Origin of the sequence: Klebsiella sp. MBT K-1 (assembly GCF_002556465.1) — a bacterium.
In the GTDB taxonomy this organism is placed as follows: domain Bacteria; phylum Pseudomonadota; class Gammaproteobacteria; order Enterobacterales; family Enterobacteriaceae; genus Klebsiella; species Klebsiella grimontii.
Genome location: NZ_PDEL01000014.1, coordinates 111,451 through 130,821, shown reverse-complemented (window position 1 = coordinate 130,821; position 19,371 = coordinate 111,451). Strand labels below are relative to the sequence as shown.

The following is a 19,371-nucleotide window of genomic DNA, read 5'->3' as shown; positions in this document are numbered from 1 at the left end:
CCTTGCTCTATAATCAAAAAGAAACTATGCGCCTGAAATTGTCTTCTCTCCTGGCAGCGGTATCTATGCTGTGCGGGCAAGCTTTTGCCGCGCCCGCGCTGCCTGCGCACGCCGACATTCGCGATAGCGGCTTTGTGTATTGCGTCAGCGGTCAGGTCAACACCTTTAACCCACAAAAAGTCAGCAGCGGCCTGATCGTCGATACCCTGGCCGCCCAGCTCTACGACCGCCTGCTTGATGTCGATCCTTATACCTATCGTCTGGTCCCCGAACTGGCTGAAAGCTGGGAGGTGCTGGACAACGGCGCAACCTACCGCTTCCATCTGCGCAACAACGTGCCTTTCCAGACCACCGCCTGGTTCAAACCGACCCGCAATTTTAATGCCGATGACGTGATTTTCACCTTTGGCCGCATTTTTAATCGCGACCACCCGTGGCACAACGTTAACGGCAGCAGCTTCCCCTATTTCGATAGCTTACAGTTTGCCGACAGCGTGGAAAGCGTGCGGAAGCTGGATAGTCATAGCGTCGAGTTTCGCCTCAAACGCCCGGACGCCTCGTTCCTCTGGCACCTGGCCACCCACTACGCCTCGGTGATGTCGGCAGAGTATGCCGCGAAGCTGGCGCAGAGCGATCGTCAGGAAATGATCGATCGGCAACCGGTCGGCACCGGTCCGTTCCAGCTGGCGGAGTACCGCAGCGGTCAGTACATCCGCCTGCAGCGCCATCCGGCCTACTGGCGCGGTAAACCGCTGATGCCGCAGGTGGTGGTCGATCTCGGCTCCGGCGGCACCGGTCGCTTGTCGAAACTGCTGACCGGCGAGTGCGACGTGCTGGCCTGGCCCGCCGCAAGCCAGCTCTCTATTCTGCGCGATGACCCGCGCCTGCGCCTGACCCTGCGTCCGGGAATGAATATCGCCTGGCTGGCGTTTAACACCGCTAAGCCGCCGCTCGATAACCCGGAGGTACGCCACGCGCTGGCGCTGGCCATCAACAACCAGCGCCTGATGCAGTCGATCTACTACGGCACGGCGGAAACCGCGGCGTCCATGCTGCCTCGCGCTTCATGGGCCTACGATAACGAAGCCAGGATCACCGAATATAATCCCACCGAAGCCCGCGCCCGGCTGAAAGCCCTGGGGCTGGAAAAGCTCACGCTTAAGCTGTGGGTGCCCACCAGCTCGCAGGCCTGGAACCCCAGTCCGCTAAAAACCGCCGAGCTTATCCAGGCGGATATGGCGCAAATTGGCGTGAAGGTGATTATTATGCCGGTCGAAGGCCGTTTTCAGGAGGCCAGATTAATGGATATGAACCACGACCTGACGCTTTCCGGCTGGGCAACGGACAGTAACGATCCGGACAGTTTTTTCCGTCCGCTCTTGAGCTGCGCGGCGATTGCCTCGCAAACCAACTATGCTCACTGGTGTCATCGCGAATTCGACGAGGTGCTGCAAAAGGCGCTCACTTCGCAGCAGTTGGCCTCGCGCATCGAAGCCTATAAAGAGGCGCAGCGCATTCTTGCCGATGAACTACCGGTGCTGCCGCTGGCCTCCTCCCTGCGTTTACAGGCCTATCGTTACGATATGAAAGGCCTGGTGCTGAGCCCGTTTGGCAACGCCTCTTTTGCAGGCGTCTCGCGGGAAAAAGAAGACGAGGTGAAAAAACCATGATTATTTTTACCCTGCGTCGCCTGCTGCTGCTGCTGATTACCCTCTTCCTGCTGACCTTTGTCGGTTTTAGCCTGAGCTACTTTACGCCCCACGCGCCGCTACAGGGCGCCTCCCTGTGGAACGCCTGGCTCTTCTGGTTTGAGGGGGTGCTGCACTGGGATTTCGGCGTTTCCAGCATCAACGGACAGCTGATTTCCGAACAGCTTAAAGAGGTCTTTCCCGCTACCATGGAGCTCTGTATCCTCGCCTTCGGTTTTGCGCTGGTGATCGGGATCCCCGTCGGTATGCTGGCGGGGATCATGCGCAATAAGTGGCCAGATACCCTGATCAGCGCCCTGGCGCTGCTGGGCTTTTCGATTCCCGTCTTCTGGCTGGCGCTGCTGCTGACCCTGTTCTTCTCCCTCACCCTGGGCTGGTTTCCGGTTTCCGGGCGCTTCGACCTGCTCTATGAAGTGAAATCGGTCACCGGCTTTGCGCTGATCGACGCATGGCTCTCTGATTCGCCGTGGCGTCATGAAATGATCGTCAGCGCGGCGCGGCACATGGTGCTGCCGGTACTGACCCTGGCGGTGGCACCGACGACGGAAGTGATCCGTCTGATGCGCATCAGCACCAGCGAAGTGTACGACACCAACTATGTCAAAGCCGCCGCCACCCGCGGCGTATCGCGGCGGACAATTTTACACCGCCACGTCCTGCACAACTCCCTACCGCCGGTGATCCCACGCCTGGGGCTGCAGTTCTCCACCATGCTAACGCTGGCGATGATTACCGAAATGGTCTTTAGCTGGCCGGGGCTCGGCCGCTGGCTCATCAACGCCATTCGTCAACAGGACTACGCCGCGATCTCGGCGGGCGTGATGGTCATCGGCGCGCTGGTGATTATTGTGAACGTGATATCCGATATTTTGGGTGCGATGGCAAACCCACTGAAACATAAGGAATGGTATGCCCTACGATAGCGTCTATCTGGAGAAGCGCCCGCCTGGCGCGCTGCGCACCGTATGGCGAAAATTCTACGGCGATACGACCGCGATGATCGGCCTGTACGGCTGCGCGGCGCTGGCGCTACTGTGCGTTTTCGGCGGCTGGTTCGCCCCTTACGGCATCGACCAGCAGTTCCTCGGCTATCAGCTGCTGCCGCCGTCATGGTCGCGGTACGGCGAAGTGTCGTTCTTTCTCGGTACTGACGATCTCGGTCGCGATGTCCTGAGCCGCCTGCTGAGCGGCGCGGCGCCAACGGTCGGCGGCGCATTTGTGGTAACGCTCGGCGCCGCCCTGCTGGGGCTGGTGCTCGGCGTGATTGCCGGGTCCACTCACGGCCTGCGGTCGGCGGTGATGAACCATATTCTTGACACGCTGCTGTCGATCCCGTCCCTGCTGCTGGCCATTATCGTGGTCGCCTTCGCCGGGCCGCACCTCAGCCACGCGATGTTCGCCGTCTGGCTGGCGCTTCTGCCGCGGATGGTGCGTTCGGTTTACAGCATGGTGCATGACGAACTGGAAAAAGAGTACGTTATCGCCGCCCGCCTTGACGGAGCCTCGACGCTAAATATTTTATGGTTCGCGGTGCTGCCGAACATTACCTCTGGCCTGGTCACTGAGATCACCCGCGCGCTGTCGATGGCGATCCTCGATATCGCCGCGCTGGGCTTCCTCGACCTCGGCGCGCAGCTTCCTTCTCCCGAATGGGGAGCGATGCTCGGCGACGCGCTGGAGCTGATTTACGTGGCGCCGTGGACGGTGATGCTGCCGGGCGCGGCAATCATGATAAGCGTCCTGCTGGTTAATCTGCTGGGCGACGGGATCCGCCGCGCCATCATCGCCGGGGTGGAATAATGCCGTTACTCGATATCCGAAATTTAACCATTGAGTTCAAGACCAGCGAAGGCTGGGTAAAAGCCGTCGATCGCGTCAGCCTGACTCTCGCCGAGGGGGAAATACGCGGCCTCGTCGGGGAGTCCGGCTCGGGTAAAAGCCTTATAGCTAAAGCGATTTGCGGCGTCACCAAGGACAACTGGCGGGTGACCGCCGACCGCATGCGCTTCGATGATATCGATCTGCTGCGTCTGTCGGTGCGCGAGCGGCGTAAGCTGGTAGGCCACAACGTCTCAATGATTTTTCAGGAGCCGCAATCCTGTCTCGACCCTTCCGAACGTATCGGCCAGCAGCTGACGCAGAATATCCCCGGCTGGACCTTTAAAGGACGCTGGTGGCAGCGCCTGGGCTGGCGCAAGCGGCGCGCCATCGAGCTTCTGCACCGCGTGGGGATTAAAGACCATAAAGATGCGATGCGCAGCTTCCCCTATGAGCTGACGGACGGAGAGTGCCAAAAGGTCATGATCGCCATCGCGCTGGCTAACCAGCCGCGGCTGCTGATCGCCGACGAGCCGACCAACGCCATGGAGCCGACAACGCAGGCGCAAATTATCCGCCTGCTAACGCGGTTAAACCAAAACAACAACACCACCATTTTGCTGATCAGTCACGATATGCAGATGCTCAGTAAATGGGCGGACAAAATCAACGTGATGTACTGCGGGCAGACGGTGGAAACCGCACCGAGCGAAGAGCTGGTGACGATTCCTCATCACCCCTACACCCAGGCGCTGATTCGGGCGATTCCCGATTTCGGTAGCGCCATGCCGCACAAGAGTCGGCTCAATACCCTGCCGGGGGCGATCCCACTGCTCGAACAGCTGCCCATCGGCTGCCGGCTCGGGCCGCGTTGCCCTTATGCCCAGCGCGAATGTATCGAAACGCCCCGGCTGGTAGGCGCACGTAACCACCTCTATGCCTGTCATTTCCCGCTGAACATGGAGAAAGAGTGAAATGGTCGAAACATTGCTTGAAGTGCGCAATCTGAGTAAGACCTTTCGCTACCGCACCGGCTGGTTTCATCGGCAAACGGTGGAAGCGGTCAAGCCACTAAGCTTTACCCTGCGCGAGCGCCAGACCCTGGCGATTATCGGCGAGAACGGTTCCGGCAAGTCAACGCTGGCGAAAATGCTCGCCGGAATGGTCGAACCCAGCACCGGCGAACTGCTGATTGACGATCGCCCGCTGGCGTTTGGCGATTACTCTTTTCGCAGCCAGAAGATTCGCATGATCTTTCAGGATCCGTCGACCTCGCTCAATCCCCGGCAGCGCATTTCGCAAATCCTCGATTTTCCGCTGCGCCTGAATACCGATCTCGAATCCGAAGCGCGGCAGAAGCAGATTATCGAAACGTTGCGCATGGTCGGCCTGCTGCCGGACCACGTCAGCTACTACCCGCATATGCTGGCGCCGGGACAGAAACAACGTCTGGGCCTGGCGCGCGCGCTGATCCTGCGCCCGAAGGTCATCGTCTGCGATGAAGCGCTGGCGTCGCTGGATATGTCAATGCGCTCGCAGCTGATTAACCTGATGCTGGAGCTGCAGGAAAAACAGGGTATCTCCTATATTTACGTGACTCAGCATCTGGGCATGATGAAGCACATCAGCGATCAGGTGCTGGTGATGCATCAAGGGGAAGTGGTCGAACGCGGCAGTACCGCGGACGTGCTGGCCTCTCCGCTGCACGACCTGACGAAACGCCTGATTGCCGGCCATTTCGGCGAGGCGCTCACTGCCGATGCCTGGCGTAAAGACGGCAAATAATCTGAGGCGTAAACTTCGATGATTGTTCCGGTTCAATTTTCTACCCTGCCCGTGACGCCGTGGAAAAATGGCCGCGGGGAAACGCGCGAAATCGTCAGCATTGCCTCGCCGGACGCGCCGTTCCTCTGGCGCGCCAGTATCGCCACGCTGGAAAACGACGGTCCGTTCTCCCCTTTTCCCGGCGTTGACCGGGTCATCACCCTGCTTGAGGGACAGCCGCTGTGGCTACGGGGCGATGATATCGCCCAGCGCCTTGAGCTCTGGCAACCGTGGGCGTTTGCCGGCGAGTGGCCTATTGCCAGCGAAGGCATCAGCGGACGCGGTCTGGACTTCAATATTATGACCCAGCGCACGCGCGCCGCGGCGCGCGTGAACGTCGTCGCGGAAGGACAGCGGCCCGCCGCGGAGGGCATCGCATGGATTCTCCAGGGTAGCTGGCGGCTGGCTGACGCGGTTTATCAGGCCGGCTCCGGGATCTGGTGGCAGGACGAATCGCCAGGCGAGCTGTTACCGCAGTCTGCGGACGCCCGACTTTTACTGGCGGAAATCGTTCGCCGCTAGCGCCGCGTCGCCGCAATTTCAGATGGTATACTCTTGTATACACGGTAGCCAAAGCGCGATATGACGTGGCGAATGGCAGAAAAATATCGTGACACAAGGGGTCGTCAGTGGGATATAATTCCCGGCTAAATTTGAGTTATTTTGAAATGACAACGCTAACTAAATGATTGTTAAAGTAAAAATACGCAATAACGATAAGGATTAAAAGCTATGGGTTTTCTTTCCGGTAAGCGCATTCTGTTGACTGGCCTTGCCAGCAAACTGTCCATCGCCTACGGCATCGCGCAAGCCATGCACCGTGAAGGGGCTGAACTGGCGTTCACCTATCAGAACGACAAACTGAAAGGTCGTGTGGAAGAATTTGCCGCCGCGCTGGGCTCTAATATCGTCCTGCCGTGCGATGTCGCGGAAGATGAGAGCATCGAGTCTCTGTTCACCGAACTGGCAAAAGTATGGCCGAAGTTCGACGGTTTCGTTCACTCCATCGGCTTTGCGCCAGCAGACCAGCTGGACGGCGACTACGTTAACGCGGTGACTCGTGAAGGTTTCAAAATCGCTCACGATATCAGCGCCTACAGCTTTGTGGCGATGGCGAAAGCCTGCCGCGGGATGCTGAACCCGGGCTCCGCCCTGCTGACGCTCTCCTACCTGGGCGCAGAGCGCGCCATCCCGAACTACAACGTGATGGGCCTGGCGAAAGCCTCTCTTGAAGCTAACGTGCGCTACATGGCGAACGCCATGGGCCCGGAAGGCGTTCGCGTCAACGCCATCTCCGCCGGTCCGATCCGTACCCTGGCGGCATCCGGTATTAAAGATTTCCGTAAGATGCTGGCGCACTGCGAAGCGGTCACCCCGATCCGTCGCACCGTCACCACTGAAGACGTCGGCAACAGCGCAGCCTTCCTGTGCTCCGACCTGTCTGCCGGCATCTCCGGCGAAGTCGTTCACGTTGACGGCGGCTTCAGCATCGCCGCGATGAACGAGCTGGAACTGAAATAAGTTCTTCACCCTCCTCGCATCCGTGAGGAGGGTTCTTTCCCCCGCGCTTTCCTGCTGTTATTCCAATCCGCTATTTGTTAGCACGTATCAATATTTTCTCCCGCTCCAGGGTTAAGCCAGGATAGTTCCGCATAGCATGACCGCGAAACGGCGGTTTGCCACATACCGAACAAGGAACGCCCATGGAGCAACGCCGCGTTTACGGCAAAAACCACTGGTATCATGAGACCCAGTCAACAATCTGCCCGGTGGATGTATTGCCGCTCGTCCCAGAAGCCGCCCACGTCGAAGATCGTTTTCTACTCGATCTGACGCTCCCCGAAGAGCTGCTCGAGGCGCATGCGCGCTGGCTTACGCCCGCCCGGCGGCTGGCAGATGTCCTCTTCCCCACGTCAGTGACGGTTAATCGTCTGCAGACGTTTAGCGCCTACGATCGGCTGAGTACGGCACTGACCGTCGCCCAGGTTTATGGCGTACAGCGCCTGTGCAATCACTACGCCGCCCGGCTGGCGCCGCTTCCCGGTCCGGACTCCTCGCGCGAGAGCAACCGTCGCCTGGCGCAGATTACCCAGTACGCACGCCAGCTCGCGAGCTCTCCTTCGCTGATTAACGCACTCTCCCGCAGCCAGCTAGATGAAGTTGGGCTGACCAGTCGCGATATTATCCTCATCAATCAGATCATTGGCTTTATCAGCTTCCAGGCTCGCGCTATCGCCGCATTCCATGCCGCGCTGGGCTACCCGGTGCGCTGGATCCCCGGCATGCCGCAGCAGGAAGATGCTCCAGAAGCGCTTTTCGACACGAGGGGGAGTGATTGGCAGCCAGGGCTTGACGATTCCGACTTGCGCTATGCCGACGATGATCGCCAGTCTCTTTTAGCGAACTGGCAAAAACATCCGGGCCTTTTCGAACTGGCTCCGCTGCTGGCGGCCCAGGAACCTCCGCTGGCGCTACAGGAACAGCTTCTGACCCATCTTAGCGGCCAACAGCCGTTCGCCGCGCAGGTGGCGCTGATAGCCGCGCGGATTAATGGCAGCGTCAGCTGCTTTAACGCCTGGGCTTCGCGATGTCCAGATTTGGCCGATCTCACGGACGCTTTGCGCGGTAATGAATCCGGCGTCCAGGCATGGGGAGACACCCCGTCAATTGAGCGCCAGCTTTTACAATCTGTACAGCTTTTGACCCGCGCGCCCGACCGCTTCAGCGCCGCCCAGCTAACTCCCCTCACTGAATACGGGCTTTCCCGCAGCGCGGCTATCGATCTTCTCGCCTGGTGCGGGCTGTGCGGTTGGATGAATCGGCTGAAAATCGCCCTCGGCAATGTAGGTCAGGAGACATAAATTGCTGAAACAGCGCTTGCTGCGGCAGGCATATTCGCGTAAAAATGTCAGCCGCTCTTTTAGCCACGAAAATACGAAATTATGTTTCAGGACAACCCGCTGCTAGCGCAGCTTAAACAGCAACTGCATTCCCAGACTCCGCGCGTTGAAGGGGTCGTTAAGGGGACGGAAAAAGGGTTTGGCTTCCTCGAAGTCGACTCGCAGAAAAGCTATTTCATTCCGCCGCCGCAAATGAAAAAAGTGATGCATGGCGATCGTATTATCGCCGTGGTCAATACTGAAAAAGAACGCGAAAGCGCTGAACCGGAAGAACTGGTTGAGCCGTTCCTGACGCGTTTTGTCGGCAAAGTTCATAAAAAAGACGATCGTCTTTCTATCGTTCCTGACCATCCGCTGCTGAAAGATGCCATTCCCTGCCGCGCCGCGCGCGGCGTAGAGCATGATTTTAAAGAGGGTGACTGGGCCGTTGCCGAAATGCGCCGTCATCCGCTGAAAGGCGACCGTGGTTTCTACGCTGAGCTCACCCAGTACATTACCTACGGCGACGATCATTTCGTACCATGGTGGGTCACCCTGGCGCGTCACAATCTGGAAAAAGAAGCGCCGGACGGCGTGGCGACCGAGATGCTTGATGAAGGTCTGGAACGCCGCGATTTAACGGAACTGGCTTTCGTGACCATCGATAGCGCCAGCACCGAAGATATGGATGATGCGCTGTACGTCGAGCAGAACGCTGACGGTAAACTGCACCTGACCGTCGCTATCGCCGATCCGACCGCCTGGATTGCCGAAGGCAGCAAGCTGGACAACACGGCGAAAATTCGCGCCTTTACCAACTATCTGCCTGGCTTCAACATTCCGATGCTGCCGCGCGAGCTCTCGGACGACCTCTGCTCTCTGCGCCCCAACGCGGTTCGCCCAGTGCTGGCCTGCCGCATGATCCTCGCTGATGACGGAACCATCGAAGACGATATTCAGTTCTTCGCGGCGACCATCGAGTCGAAAGCGAAGCTGGCCTACGATGATGTTTCCGACTGGCTGGAAAACAACGGCAGCTGGCAGCCGGACAGCGAGACTATCGCCCGGCAAATTAAACTGCTGCAGGAGGTCTGCCTGCGTCGTAGCGAATGGCGTAAAAACCACGCGCTGGTGTTCAAAGACCGCCCGGATTATCGCTTTGTGTTGGGCGAAAAAGGCGAAGTGCTGGATATCGTTGCCGAACCGCGCCGCATCGCTAACCGTATCGTTGAAGAGTCAATGATCGCCGCCAACATCTGCGCCGCCCGCGTGCTGCGCGATAAGCTCGGTTTCGGCGTTTATAACGTGCATACCGGATTCGATCCGGCCAACACCGAACAGCTCGCGGCCTTACTGAAGACGCACGACGTGCACGTTGACCCGGTGGAAGTGCTGACGCTGGAAGGCTTCTGCAAGCTGCGTCGCGAGCTGGACGCGCAGCCGTCCGGTTTCCTCGACAGCCGTATTCGCCGCTTCCAGTCGTTTGCAGAAATTAGCACCGAGCCGGGCCCGCACTTCGGCCTCGGTCTTGAGGCCTATGCGACCTGGACCTCCCCGATCCGTAAGTACGGCGATATGATCAACCATCGTCTGCTGAAAGCGATTATTAAAGGGGAAGCGATCTCCCGTCCGCAGGATGATGTTGCGGTACAAATGGCTGAACGCCGCCGCCTCAACCGCATGGCGGAGCGCGATGTCGGAGACTGGCTGTACGCCCGCTATCTGAATCCGCAGGCCGGTACCACTACCCGCTTTGCGGCTGAGATTATTGATGTCAGCCGCGGCGGCATGCGCGTGCGCCTGGTTGATAACGGCGCGGTTGCCTTTATCCCGGCGCCGTTCCTTCACGCCGTGCGCGATGAGCTGGTGTGCAGCCAGGAAAACGGCACCGTGCAGATTAAAGGCGAAGTCGTCTACAAAGTCACGGATGTTATCGATGTGACGATTGCCGAAGTCCGTATGGAAACCCGTAGCGTGATTGCGCGTCCTGCCGCCTGATAACTGCCCTGTGCGGCTCCCTTAAACGGAGCCGCATTTTTATCCCTTCCAGCTGTTTTTCTGCGCGTTGCCTACGAATCATCGTAGATGGATTAGTTTGTGCGTTTTTTTCGCTTCTCTTTTTCATCCGTTTTTAGCATCATTGATTTTATTCATATTTGTAACCAGGATAACGCCATGTCAGATCTGAATGCCCGCCTGCTCGCCCAACGAATCGATACCGTGCTGGATATTCTGGTTGCCGGGGATTATCACTCCGCGATCCATAATCTGGAAATCCTCAAAGCTGAGCTGCAGGCGCTTTCCAGCGACGAACAGGAAAATAAACCCGGTCAGCCTAAAGCCCCGTGGGAAATTTGATAATCTCCATCGCCGCAATCGGCCACCCAGGGCCGATCGCTCGCCCAAATAGCCCTTAACTGCGAAGTTGCTATGAACGCCCGACAACAAAGTATTTTGCAAATGGTCATCGACAAAGGCCGTATGAGCGTGGCCGATCTCGCGAAGATGACCGGTGTCTCTGAAGTCACCATTCGCCAGGATTTGAATTCACTCGAGAAGCAGAGCTATCTGCGCCGTACTCACGGCTTCGCGGTTCCGCTGGATAGCGAAGATGTGGAAACCCGCATGATGACCAACTTCGCCATTAAGCGAGAGCTGGCTGCGCGGGCCGCAACGCGCGTTTCGTCCGGAGAAACGGTGTTTATCGAGAACGGGAGCTGCAACGCCCTGCTCGCCCGTACGCTTGCCGAGCGCGGTGATATCACCATCATCACCGTCAGCAGCTATATTGCGCATCTGCTGAAAGAGACGCCCGGAGAAGTGATCCTGCTGGGCGGGATTTATCAAAAGCGCAGCGAAAGTATGGTTGGCCCACTGACCCGCCAGTTTATTCAGCAGGTCCACTTCAGCAAGGCCTTTATCGGCATTGACGGCTGGCAGGCTGAAACCGGATTTACCGGACGGGATATGATGCGCGCCGACGTGGTTAACGCGGTGCTGGAAAAGGGCTGTGAGGCGATTGTGCTGAGCGACAGCTCTAAATTTAACGTGGTTCATCCCTATCCGCTCGGGCCGATAGAACGGTTTAACCGTATTATCACCGACGATAATCTCAATGATGCCGTGCGCAGCCAGTTAATCGAATGCGGTTTAGCCGTCGATATCGTTAACCACCCCTGATCCTGCCCTCACTTTGCCGGGGCTGCCCGGCATCGCTATCGTCTGAGACTTTTCTGACACCTGAATTCAGACTTTTTACCTGCCTGAAAAATTTATAGAAAGTAGAATTAATGTTAGCGATATAACAGGGAGTAACTATCACCTGCGTGATTAGAGTAACACCTGCGCAACTAAAGCTTCATGGAATAACCCCTGAGCAAGAGTAACAAGCTATGCTTAAGGGAAGTTGTATCCATGAATAGATTATTCAGGAGAAAAAAAATGATGACTTCAATGAACAAAAAAATGGCCGCGGTAGTTCTGGCCGTCACTGTTGCAATGTCTCTGAGCGCTTGTTCTAACTGGTCTAAACGCGACCGCAACACCGCTATCGGCGCAGGCGCCGGCGCGCTGGGCGGTGCGGTATTAACTGACGGTAGCACCCTGGGCACCCTGGGCGGCGCGGCAGTCGGCGGTATTATCGGCCACCAGGTGGGTAAATAATATTAACCACGAACAATAATATGAAAGTTTATATTAGCTGACGAGTACACCAGCACAAAAATGAAGGCCACGATATTTATCGTGGCCTTATTATTAATTAACCGCCTGCCAGCTTAACTTTCATGCCTTTGGCTTCCAGAAGCGATTTGAGCAAGTCACGCTTATCGCCCTGAATCTCAATCACGCCATCCTTAACCGCTCCGCCGCAGCCGCATTTCTTTTTCAGCTCGGCAGCAAGCTTCGCCAGCGCGTCGTCACTTTCATCAATACCGCTAATCAGGCATACGCCCTTACCCTTACGCCCGCTGGTCTGCCGCTGAATACGTACGATACCGTCCCCTTTCGGGCGCGCTTGCGCCGGTTTAGGTTCATCAATACGGCCGCTGTCCGTTGAATACACCAGACGGCTGTTGGAATCGTTCATCATGCCCCCGTGTTCAACGATGCGTTAATGCCGCGCAGGGTGGCGGCAGGATCGGCAGACTGCGTTACCGGACGACCAATCACCATGTAATCAACCCCCGCCGCCTGCGCCTGTTCCGGCGTCATAATGCGCCGCTGGTCACCCGCATCGCTACCTTGTGGACGAATGCCGGGCGTCACCAGCCTGAACGCCTGGCCCAGCTCTTGCTTAAAGCGAACCGCTTCCTGCGCCGAGCAGACTACGCCATCCAGTCCGCAGCGCTGGGTCAGCGCCGCCAGCTTCGCGGCGTAGTCAGCCGGAGAAAGCGTAATGCCCAGATCCAGCAGATCGCTGGCTTCCATGCTGGTTAATACCGTGACCGCAATCAGCAGCGGCGCCTCTTTTCCGAATGGCTGCAGGGCTTCACGCGCGGCGGTCATCATACGCGCACCGCCGGAGGCATGAACGTTGACCATCCAGACGCCCAGCTCTGCCGCAGCGGCGACCGCACGCGCCGTGGTATTCGGGATATCGTGGAACTTCAGATCGAGGAAAACCTCAAAACCGCGCTGGTGCAGGTCGCGAACAAACTGCGGCCCCAGCAGGGTAAACATCTCTTTGCCCACCTTCAGGCGGCAGTCGCGCGGGTCGATACGGTCGACAAACGCCAGCGCTTTATCACGGTTATCATAATCGAGAGCAACGACGATGGGAGAGGATGTGACAACGCGGGAAGAAGATGAAGCAGTAGACGTCATGACCGGACCTTAATTGTTGATGAGCGCCGGTTCGGCGCAAAAAAGGTAAACGGGCAGCATTCTACCTGCGATAAGCCGAAAATAACAGGCTGCATTTCCCTTCCTGCCGGACGACGTGTGCGCCATAGCTGGAGGAGATGACGCAAATACCCCCAAGTATGTTGTAACTAAAGTGCGGTTTTTTTTTTAAATTTACTGCCCGTCCAGTCCGCGAATGGGCTTAATCGTTGACCACGACCGGCAGGACGGACAGTGCCAGTACAGCGTATGAGCGGTAAAACCACACTTCTGGCAGCGGTAGCGCGGTTTGCTGCGGACCTGCTCGCCCACCATATGGCGCAGAACGCCCAGGCTCTCCTTCGCGCGCCCCTCTTCGGCTTCATTGATATGGTAGTCGATGAGCTTATGGAACACGCGCATCGTCGGATGGCGCTCCAGCTGGCGAGTCACGTAGTTTTGCGCGGACTCGGCACCTTCCCGCTGTTCAAGGATCTGCGCCAGCATCAAGTCCGCTGTCGCGCCGGTATTTTCCTCTGCGCAGCGGCGTAAAAAGGCTTCCCACTCGTCGATTTTACCCAACTGCTGGTAGCAGGTTTGCAGCATCTCCAGGGTTTCACCCACCAGCTCTTTATCCTGCTCAATCACCCGCTCAAGGCTCTCTACGGCTTTCGCATAGTCGCCCTTTTCCATCCAGACCCGGCCCATCATGATCGAGACGCGAGCGCTATTGCGGTCCGCGGCGGCGCCCTTCCTCAGCAGCGCCATCGCTTTGTCGAGATCGTTACCCGCCATTTGCTGCAGCGCCAGTTCACACCAGAAATTGGCGATTTCACCGCGATGCTTATCTTTGCCCAGCTTAACCAGACGTTCGGCCACTTCTATCGCCGACTGCCAGTCGCTGGTCGCCTGATAAATTTGCAGTAGCTGCTGCAGCGCGCTCAGGCGAAAATCCGTCTCGTCTACCAGCTGTTTAAACATCCCCTCAGCCCGGTCATAGAGCCCGGCGGCCATATAATCTCGCCCCAGCTGCTGGACGGCCAGCAGGCGCTGGTCGTAGGTTAACGAGGCGCTTTCCATTAAGCTCTGATGGATGCGAATAGCGCGGTCAACCTCACCGCGCGAGCGGAAGAGATTGCCCAGCGTAAGGTGGGCTTCGACGGTGCCGGTGTCCTCTTTCAGCATATCGAGGAACAGATCGACGGCTTTATCCTGCTGATTGCTCAGCAGGAAGTTAACCCCTGTTACGTAATCACGCGACAGACGGCTCGCATCGTCCTGTTTGGACTGTTGTGCACTTCTGCGCCCCATATACCAGCCATAGGCTGCGGCCACGGGCAAAAGCAGAAACAACAACTCCAGCATAAATGATTATTCCTTCACCGCAGGAACGCCGGCTTCGGCAGGCGTTGCGCTGGCTGGCGCGATCTGGTGCTCCAGACGTTTAATTTTACGCTCGGCGCGCGCCAGAGAGACGCGAACGCGCAGCCAGAAAAGGCCGCATATCAGCCAGCCGATAGCAAAACCGGCAGCAAAAAGCACGGCCAGCAGCGTCGAAATACGGAACTCACCCTGCGCGAGGAGATAGTTGAACGTGACCAGCTGGTCATTCTGCGCGCCCAGGGTCACCGAAATGACGAAGATGGCTAACACCAGTAAGAAAATAAGAAAATATTTCACATGACTTCCCGTTCTGTGGGTTGCGCGAAAAAATCCCGCGTTCAGCCCTATAAAGTATCATTTTCGCCGCAGCGGTGAAATGGAAATGCATGACACCCGTTAAGGATATGCGGCCTGATACGGCTAATATCAACATTATTCCGGCGCTGCCGCCCTTTTTTTAATATCCTGCGCCTCTTCTCCCGGCGGCGATAGCGGCCCGCAGAACCGCTGGGCAAGCCAGGTCGCCAGGGTCACCAGCAGCCAGGAGATCAGCGTCGCGACGATCAGGTCCTGCGGCCAGTGCATGCCCAGCGCCAGGCGGCTTCCCATCACCGCCGTCGCCCACGTCAGCAGCAGCGCAATGGTGACCCAGCGACGGCGCGGCCACAGTAAGCCCACGCCGAGCAGCGCCCAGCTGGCGGCGAACATCGTATGGCCTGAAGGGAAAGCGAAGCCGGTCTCTTTTTGCCAGTGCTTACGCAAAAATTTAGGAATCTGCTGCTCTTGCGCCAGCTGTTCATGCACCAGTTTAGCGCGATCTTTGCGTTTCAACGCGTAGAATTGCGTGACCGGCACCTGCCGCGTCTGTTCCAGCCAGATAACAAAGGGACGAGGCTCCTGTACGCGGTCTTTGAGCCACGACTTCATCCCCTGCCCAACCAGTATCGCTGCGGCCAAAATGAGAAACAGCACTATCGCCGCTCGCAGACGAAAACGCAGGCACCACAGAAACCAGGCACATAAGATAACGTGCGTGATAATCCCCCAGGGTTGCGTCACCGTTTCAGTTATCCAGTACAGCAGCTTCATCGCCCCTGCCGACAGCCCCGGATGCCATTTCCAGCCGGTAATCCAAATCACAGCGGGCATGATTAATAACAGGGCCGCGCCAACGGCGGTTCGTCTGGCAATCAACAGCATCTCGTCTCCTTTTCATTGACCTCAATATCATAACGGAAAGTAGTTCGTTTGTGCGCTTTGCGCGCAGGTAACCCTACGCAATTAGGAGAACGTCGCGCCATTGTGGCAAAATAGCGGCAAACAGAAGCACAGTCAGGTGCTGATAGAATCTGGAGAATCACATGCAGCTTAAACGTGTGGCAGAAGCCAAACTGCCAACCCCATGGGGCGATTTTCTCATGGTGGGTTTTGAAGAACTGGCAACCGGGCAGGATCACGTCGCGCTGGTCTTTGGCGATATTTCGGGGCAATCCCCGGTTCTGGCTCGCGTACACTCTGAGTGTTTAACGGGCGACGCCCTTTTTAGCCTGCGCTGTGATTGCGGATTTCAACTGGAAGCGGCGCTGTCGCATATTGCCGAAGAGGGACGCGGCATTCTGCTGTACCACCGTCAGGAAGGGCGCAATATCGGCCTGCTGAACAAAATCCGCGCCTACGCTTTACAGGATCAAGGCTATGACACCGTTGAAGCCAACCATCAGTTGGGCTTTGCCGCCGATGAGCGCGATTTCACGCTGTGCGCAGATATGTTTAAGCTGCTCAACGTCGACCAGGTACGCCTGCTGACCAACAACCCGAAGAAGGTCGAGATCCTCACTGAAGCGGGAATCAATATTGTGGAACGCGTGCCGCTGATTGTGGGGCGCAACCCGAAAAATGCCCACTATCTGGACACCAAGGCCGCCAAAATGGGGCACCTGCTGAGTCAGTAATGCCGTTGAAAATGAAGGGCCAGCCTGTGCTGGCCCTTTTTATATCAGACGCGACTTTACAGCATATTGCGGATCACATAGTGCAAAATACCGTCGTTCTGATAGTAGGTCAGCTCCGTCGCGGTATCGATACGGCAGCGGCAATCAATCACTTCCTGCCGACCATCCGCGCGGGTCAGCGTGACCGGCACCGTCATACCTGGCTGCAAAGCCTGCAGGTTGCTGATATCTATCCGCTCCTCGCCGTTTAGCCCCAGCGTTTTGCGCGTCACCCCCTGCGGAAACTCCAGCGGCAGGATCCCCATGCCAATCAGGTTGGAGCGGTGGATACGCTCGAAGGACTCGGCAATCACCACCCTGACGCCGAGCAGACGCGGTCCTTTAGCCGCCCAGTCGCGGCTGGAGCCGGAACCGTACTCTTTGCCTGCGATCACCGCCAGCGGCGTCCCCTCTTCTTTGTAGAGCATGGCGGCATCGTAAATAGCGATCGGCTGAGTATCCGGAAGATGACGAGTCATCCCCCCTTCCACGCCGGGGACCATTTCGTTACGAATACGAATATTGGCAAACGTCCCGCGCATCATGACTTCGTGGTTGCCGCGACGGGAGCCGTAGGAGTTAAAATCAATACGTTCGACGCCGTGATTTTGCAGATAACGGCCCGCAGGGCTATCGGCTTTAATGCTGCCCGCCGGAGAGATATGGTCGGTGGTAACCGAGTCGCCCAACATGGCGAGAATGCGCGCGCCGTGAATATCCTCTACCGGTTTAGGCTCAACGCCCATTTCATCAAAGAATGGCGACAGGCGGATGTAGGTGGAATCATTCTGCCAGTCGTAGGTATCAGAGCGATCCACTTTTATCGCCTTCCACTCGGCGGTCCCTTCAAACACTTCGGCATATTCTTTGCGGAACATCTCCGTTGATACCTGCTCAACCGCTTGCGCCACTTCGATTCCGCTCGGCCAGATATCTTTCAGATACACCGGCTGGCCGTCTTTCCCCGTGCCTAACGGCTCACGGGTCAGGTCGAGATCCATATTCCCCGCCAGGGCGTAGGCGACCACCAGCGGCGGCGAAGCCAGCCAGTTGGTTTTTACCAGCGGATGAATGCGTCCCTCAAAGTTGCGGTTCCCGGAGAGCACCGCCCCGACGGTCAGATCGCCCTGCTTGATGGCACGCTCAATCGGGTCAGGTAATGGGCCTGAGTTACCGATACAGGTGGTACAGCCATAACCGACCAGGTTAAAGCCCAGCTCATCCAGCCAGGGCGTCAGCTTTGCGTGGGCCAGATAGTCGGAAACGACCTTCGATCCGGGCGCCAGCGACGCTTTCACCCACGGCTGCGGTTTCAGACCCCGCTCAACGGCTTTTTTGGCCAGCAAGCCGGCGGCCATCAGGACGCTGGGGTTTGACGTGTTAGTACAGGAGGTGATAGCGGCAATCACCACCGCCCCGTCAGGCAGCGAATACTGCTGTCCGTTGAGCGTATAGTCGATTGGCCGTTTATCTTTCTGCGCGTGGTTGACTTCAAGCTCGGTGCTGGCGGCAAAGGCACGGGGGACATCGCCGAGCGCTACGCGGTCCTGCGGGCGCTTCGGTCCGGCCAGGCTCGCTTCGACGGTTTCCATATCCAGCGCCAGGGTGCTGGTGAATACCGGCTCATCTCCGGGCTGACGCCACATACCCTGCGCTTTCGCATAGGCTTCCACCAGCGCCACCTGCTCTTCGCTGCGCCCGGTAAGGCGCATATAGTCAAGCGTAACCGCATCAATCGGAAAGAAGCCGCAGGTCGCGCCATACTCCGGCGACATATTGGCGATCGTCGCGCGGTCCGCCAGCGGCAGCGAATCAAGGCCGTCGCCGTAGAATTCAACAAACTTACCAACGACGCCGTGTTTGCGCAGCATCTGGGTCACCGTCAGGACCAGGTCAGTCGCGGTAATGCCTTCACGAAGCTTGCCGCTCAGTTTAAAGCCGACGACGTCCGGTATTAGCATGGATACCGGCTGCCCCAGCATCGCGGCTTCTGCTTCAATACCGCCGACGCCCCAGCCCAGGACGCCTAAACCGTTAATCATCGTGGTATGGGAATCGGTGCCGACCAGGGTGTCGGGAAAAGCCACCCACTCGCCGTTTTGCTGTTCGCTCCACACCGCCCGTCCAAGGTATTCGAGGTTTACCTGGTGGCAAATACCGGTACCCGGCGGTACCACGCTGAAGCGGCTAAATGCCTGCTGCCCCCAGCGCAAAAAGACGTAGCGCTCATGGTTGCGCTCCATCTCCAGTCGGACGTTCTCTTCAAAAGCATCATCGTCGCCAAAGCGGTCGACGGTGACCGAGTGGTCAATCACCAGGTCGACGGGCGAAAGCGGGTTCACTTTAGCGGTATCGCCGCCCAGGCGTTTGACCGCTTCGCGCATCGCCGCCAGGTCCACCACGGCGGGAACCCCGGTAAAGTCCTGCATCAGAACGCGCGCCGGACGGTAGGCGATCTCCCTGTCAGCATGGGCATGCTTCAGCCATCCGGCCAGGGCATGAATATCTTCGGCGGTCACGGAATCACCGTCTTGCCAGCGCAGCAGGTTTTCCAGTAGCACTTTGAGCGATTTGGGCAAGCGCGAGAGATCGCCCAGTTGTTTGGCGGCCAGCGGTAAGCTGTAGTAATGCCAGGTTTTATCTTTAACCTGTAGCGTATCCTTGCTGGCTGCTCGTAGGGTTGACGACATAGCTCCTCCTTTACCTTAGGGATAGCATCCCCTGATCCTCCTCAGGGTCATTATTAAAGATAACACATCTTTGATGTAACATTTTGATAACAACCCAAATTGCTAAAATAGGCTTAACGCATAAAGACAGGAAATTTGAATAATGAGGGCGGATATATTGAGAAGGATTGAAGAAGACAGGTGTGTATCGGCGACCGTGGCGTATTAGTACACAAGTACAAAGAAGAACTAATCGCCATTATTCTGGCGATTAGTT

The 19,371-nt window shown here is 57.5% G+C and carries 19 protein-coding genes; 13 read left to right on the top strand and 6 right to left on the bottom strand.

What is annotated here, in order from left to right; translation table 11 throughout:
* Positions 1-26: 26 nt before the first annotated feature.
* From sapA to osmB, 12 genes are all read left to right on the top strand, one after another.
* The gene (gene sapA, locus CMQ96_RS20925) at positions 27-1,670 is read left to right on the top strand and encodes an ABC transporter substrate-binding protein SapA (protein WP_004139307.1); all 1,644 of its coding nucleotides are present in this window, start codon (positions 27-29) and stop codon (positions 1,668-1,670) included.
* Positions 1,667-2,632 (top strand): putrescine export ABC transporter permease SapB, encoded by a 966-nt coding sequence (gene sapB, locus CMQ96_RS20920; protein WP_098067281.1) that lies wholly within the window; start codon positions 1,667-1,669, stop codon positions 2,630-2,632. The genes sapA and sapB overlap by 4 nt, the downstream gene beginning before the upstream one ends.
* Entirely contained in the window at positions 2,619-3,509 is an 891-nt protein-coding gene (gene sapC / locus CMQ96_RS20915; protein ID WP_004139490.1) for a putrescine export ABC transporter permease SapC, read from the top strand. The genes sapB and sapC overlap by 14 nt, the downstream gene beginning before the upstream one ends.
* Positions 3,509-4,501, top strand: a complete 993-nt coding sequence (gene sapD / locus CMQ96_RS20910; protein WP_004121219.1) for a putrescine export ABC transporter ATP-binding protein SapD — start codon at positions 3,509-3,511, stop codon at positions 4,499-4,501. Before sapC ends, sapD begins: the two co-directional genes overlap by 1 nt.
* Before the next feature lies 1 nt (position 4,502).
* Positions 4,503-5,312 (top strand): putrescine export ABC transporter ATP-binding protein SapF, encoded by an 810-nt coding sequence (sapF, locus tag CMQ96_RS20905; protein ID WP_098067280.1) that lies wholly within the window; start codon positions 4,503-4,505, stop codon positions 5,310-5,312.
* 18 nt (positions 5,313-5,330) lie between these two features.
* Positions 5,331-5,873: a HutD family protein gene (locus CMQ96_RS20900; RefSeq protein ID WP_098067279.1), complete on the top strand. Its 543-nt coding sequence runs from the start codon at positions 5,331-5,333 to the stop codon at positions 5,871-5,873.
* Positions 5,874-6,083: 210 nt separating this feature from the next.
* Positions 6,084-6,872 (top strand): enoyl-ACP reductase FabI, encoded by a 789-nt coding sequence (gene fabI, locus CMQ96_RS20895; RefSeq protein ID WP_004139494.1) that lies wholly within the window; start codon positions 6,084-6,086, stop codon positions 6,870-6,872.
* Between the two features lie 182 nt (positions 6,873-7,054).
* Positions 7,055-8,212 carry a carboxymuconolactone decarboxylase family protein gene (locus CMQ96_RS20890; RefSeq protein ID WP_049085522.1) on the top strand — a complete coding sequence of 386 codons (1,158 nt, stop codon included), beginning with the start codon at positions 7,055-7,057 and terminating at the stop codon, positions 8,210-8,212.
* Positions 8,213-8,293: 81 nt separating this feature from the next.
* On the top strand, positions 8,294-10,228 hold the full coding sequence (locus CMQ96_RS20885) for an exoribonuclease II (protein ID WP_098067278.1): 1,935 nt from the start codon (positions 8,294-8,296) through the stop codon (positions 10,226-10,228).
* Between the two features lie 177 nt (positions 10,229-10,405).
* Positions 10,406-10,588, top strand: a complete 183-nt coding sequence (locus CMQ96_RS20880; protein WP_004121231.1) for a hypothetical protein — start codon at positions 10,406-10,408, stop codon at positions 10,586-10,588.
* 72 nt (positions 10,589-10,660) lie between these two features.
* Positions 10,661-11,410, top strand: a complete 750-nt coding sequence (locus CMQ96_RS20875; protein WP_024359422.1) for a DNA-binding transcriptional regulator YciT — start codon at positions 10,661-10,663, stop codon at positions 11,408-11,410.
* A gap of 264 nt (positions 11,411-11,674) precedes the next feature.
* Positions 11,675-11,893, top strand: coding sequence for an osmotically-inducible lipoprotein OsmB (osmB, locus tag CMQ96_RS20870; RefSeq protein ID WP_004139496.1), 219 nt, complete (start codon positions 11,675-11,677; stop codon positions 11,891-11,893).
* 97 nt (positions 11,894-11,990) lie between these two features.
* On the opposite strand, the gene yciH is transcribed toward osmB, so the two are convergent.
* The 5 genes from yciH to pgpB all read right to left on the bottom strand — a co-directional run bounded on the left by yciH (position 11,991) and on the right by pgpB (position 15,634).
* A complete protein-coding gene (gene yciH, locus CMQ96_RS20865; protein ID WP_004139508.1) occupies positions 11,991-12,317 on the bottom strand; it encodes a stress response translation initiation inhibitor YciH in 327 nt (108 codons plus the stop codon).
* Positions 12,317-13,054: an orotidine-5'-phosphate decarboxylase gene (pyrF, locus tag CMQ96_RS20860; protein WP_098067277.1), complete on the bottom strand. Its 738-nt coding sequence runs from the start codon at positions 13,052-13,054 to the stop codon at positions 12,317-12,319. Before pyrF ends, yciH begins: the two co-directional genes overlap by 1 nt.
* Positions 13,055-13,246: 192 nt before the next feature.
* The gene (lapB, locus tag CMQ96_RS20855; RefSeq protein WP_004139516.1) at positions 13,247-14,416 is read right to left on the bottom strand and encodes a lipopolysaccharide assembly protein LapB; all 1,170 of its coding nucleotides are present in this window, start codon (positions 14,414-14,416) and stop codon (positions 13,247-13,249) included.
* Positions 14,417-14,422: 6 nt separating this feature from the next.
* Complete coding sequence (locus CMQ96_RS20850; RefSeq protein ID WP_004139517.1) at positions 14,423-14,731, bottom strand: LapA family protein; 309 nt, start codon at positions 14,729-14,731, stop codon at positions 14,423-14,425.
* Between the two features lie 135 nt (positions 14,732-14,866).
* Positions 14,867-15,634: a phosphatidylglycerophosphatase B gene (gene pgpB / locus CMQ96_RS20845; protein WP_049086276.1), complete on the bottom strand. Its 768-nt coding sequence runs from the start codon at positions 15,632-15,634 to the stop codon at positions 14,867-14,869.
* Positions 15,635-15,795: 161 nt separating this feature from the next.
* Between pgpB and ribA the strand changes: the two genes are divergently transcribed.
* Positions 15,796-16,386: a GTP cyclohydrolase II gene (gene ribA / locus CMQ96_RS20840; RefSeq protein WP_004139521.1), complete on the top strand. Its 591-nt coding sequence runs from the start codon at positions 15,796-15,798 to the stop codon at positions 16,384-16,386.
* Positions 16,387-16,442: 56 nt separating this feature from the next.
* Here ribA and acnA read toward each other — a convergent pair whose 3' ends face one another.
* Positions 16,443-19,115, bottom strand: a complete 2,673-nt coding sequence (gene acnA, locus CMQ96_RS20835) for an aconitate hydratase AcnA (protein WP_098067276.1) — start codon at positions 19,113-19,115, stop codon at positions 16,443-16,445.
* Positions 19,116-19,371: the final 256 nt, after the last annotated feature.

Coding starts and splice junctions, on each gene's coding strand:
- CMQ96_RS20890 (WP_049085522.1), top strand. CDS start 7,055: ATGGAGCAACGCCGCGTTTACGGCAAAAACCACTGGTATCATGAGACC.
- CMQ96_RS20875 (WP_024359422.1), top strand. CDS start 10,661: ATGAACGCCCGACAACAAAGTATTTTGCAAATGGTCATCGACAAAGGC.
- CMQ96_RS20880 (WP_004121231.1), top strand. CDS start 10,406: ATGTCAGATCTGAATGCCCGCCTGCTCGCCCAACGAATCGATACCGTG.
- pgpB (WP_049086276.1), bottom strand. CDS start 15,634: ATGCTGTTGATTGCCAGACGAACCGCCGTTGGCGCGGCCCTGTTATTA.
- yciH (WP_004139508.1), bottom strand. CDS start 12,317: ATGAACGATTCCAACAGCCGTCTGGTGTATTCAACGGACAGCGGCCGT.
- sapC (WP_004139490.1), top strand. CDS start 2,619: ATGCCCTACGATAGCGTCTATCTGGAGAAGCGCCCGCCTGGCGCGCTG.
- fabI (WP_004139494.1), top strand. CDS start 6,084: ATGGGTTTTCTTTCCGGTAAGCGCATTCTGTTGACTGGCCTTGCCAGC.
- sapA (WP_004139307.1), top strand. CDS start 27: ATGCGCCTGAAATTGTCTTCTCTCCTGGCAGCGGTATCTATGCTGTGC.
- sapB (WP_098067281.1), top strand. CDS start 1,667: ATGATTATTTTTACCCTGCGTCGCCTGCTGCTGCTGCTGATTACCCTC.
- pyrF (WP_098067277.1), bottom strand. CDS start 13,054: ATGACGTCTACTGCTTCATCTTCTTCCCGCGTTGTCACATCCTCTCCC.
- CMQ96_RS20885 (WP_098067278.1), top strand. CDS start 8,294: ATGTTTCAGGACAACCCGCTGCTAGCGCAGCTTAAACAGCAACTGCAT.
- sapD (WP_004121219.1), top strand. CDS start 3,509: ATGCCGTTACTCGATATCCGAAATTTAACCATTGAGTTCAAGACCAGC.
- sapF (WP_098067280.1), top strand. CDS start 4,503: ATGGTCGAAACATTGCTTGAAGTGCGCAATCTGAGTAAGACCTTTCGC.
- ribA (WP_004139521.1), top strand. CDS start 15,796: ATGCAGCTTAAACGTGTGGCAGAAGCCAAACTGCCAACCCCATGGGGC.
- lapB (WP_004139516.1), bottom strand. CDS start 14,416: ATGCTGGAGTTGTTGTTTCTGCTTTTGCCCGTGGCCGCAGCCTATGGC.
- osmB (WP_004139496.1), top strand. CDS start 11,675: ATGACTTCAATGAACAAAAAAATGGCCGCGGTAGTTCTGGCCGTCACT.
- CMQ96_RS20900 (WP_098067279.1), top strand. CDS start 5,331: ATGATTGTTCCGGTTCAATTTTCTACCCTGCCCGTGACGCCGTGGAAA.
- acnA (WP_098067276.1), bottom strand. CDS start 19,115: ATGTCGTCAACCCTACGAGCAGCCAGCAAGGATACGCTACAGGTTAAA.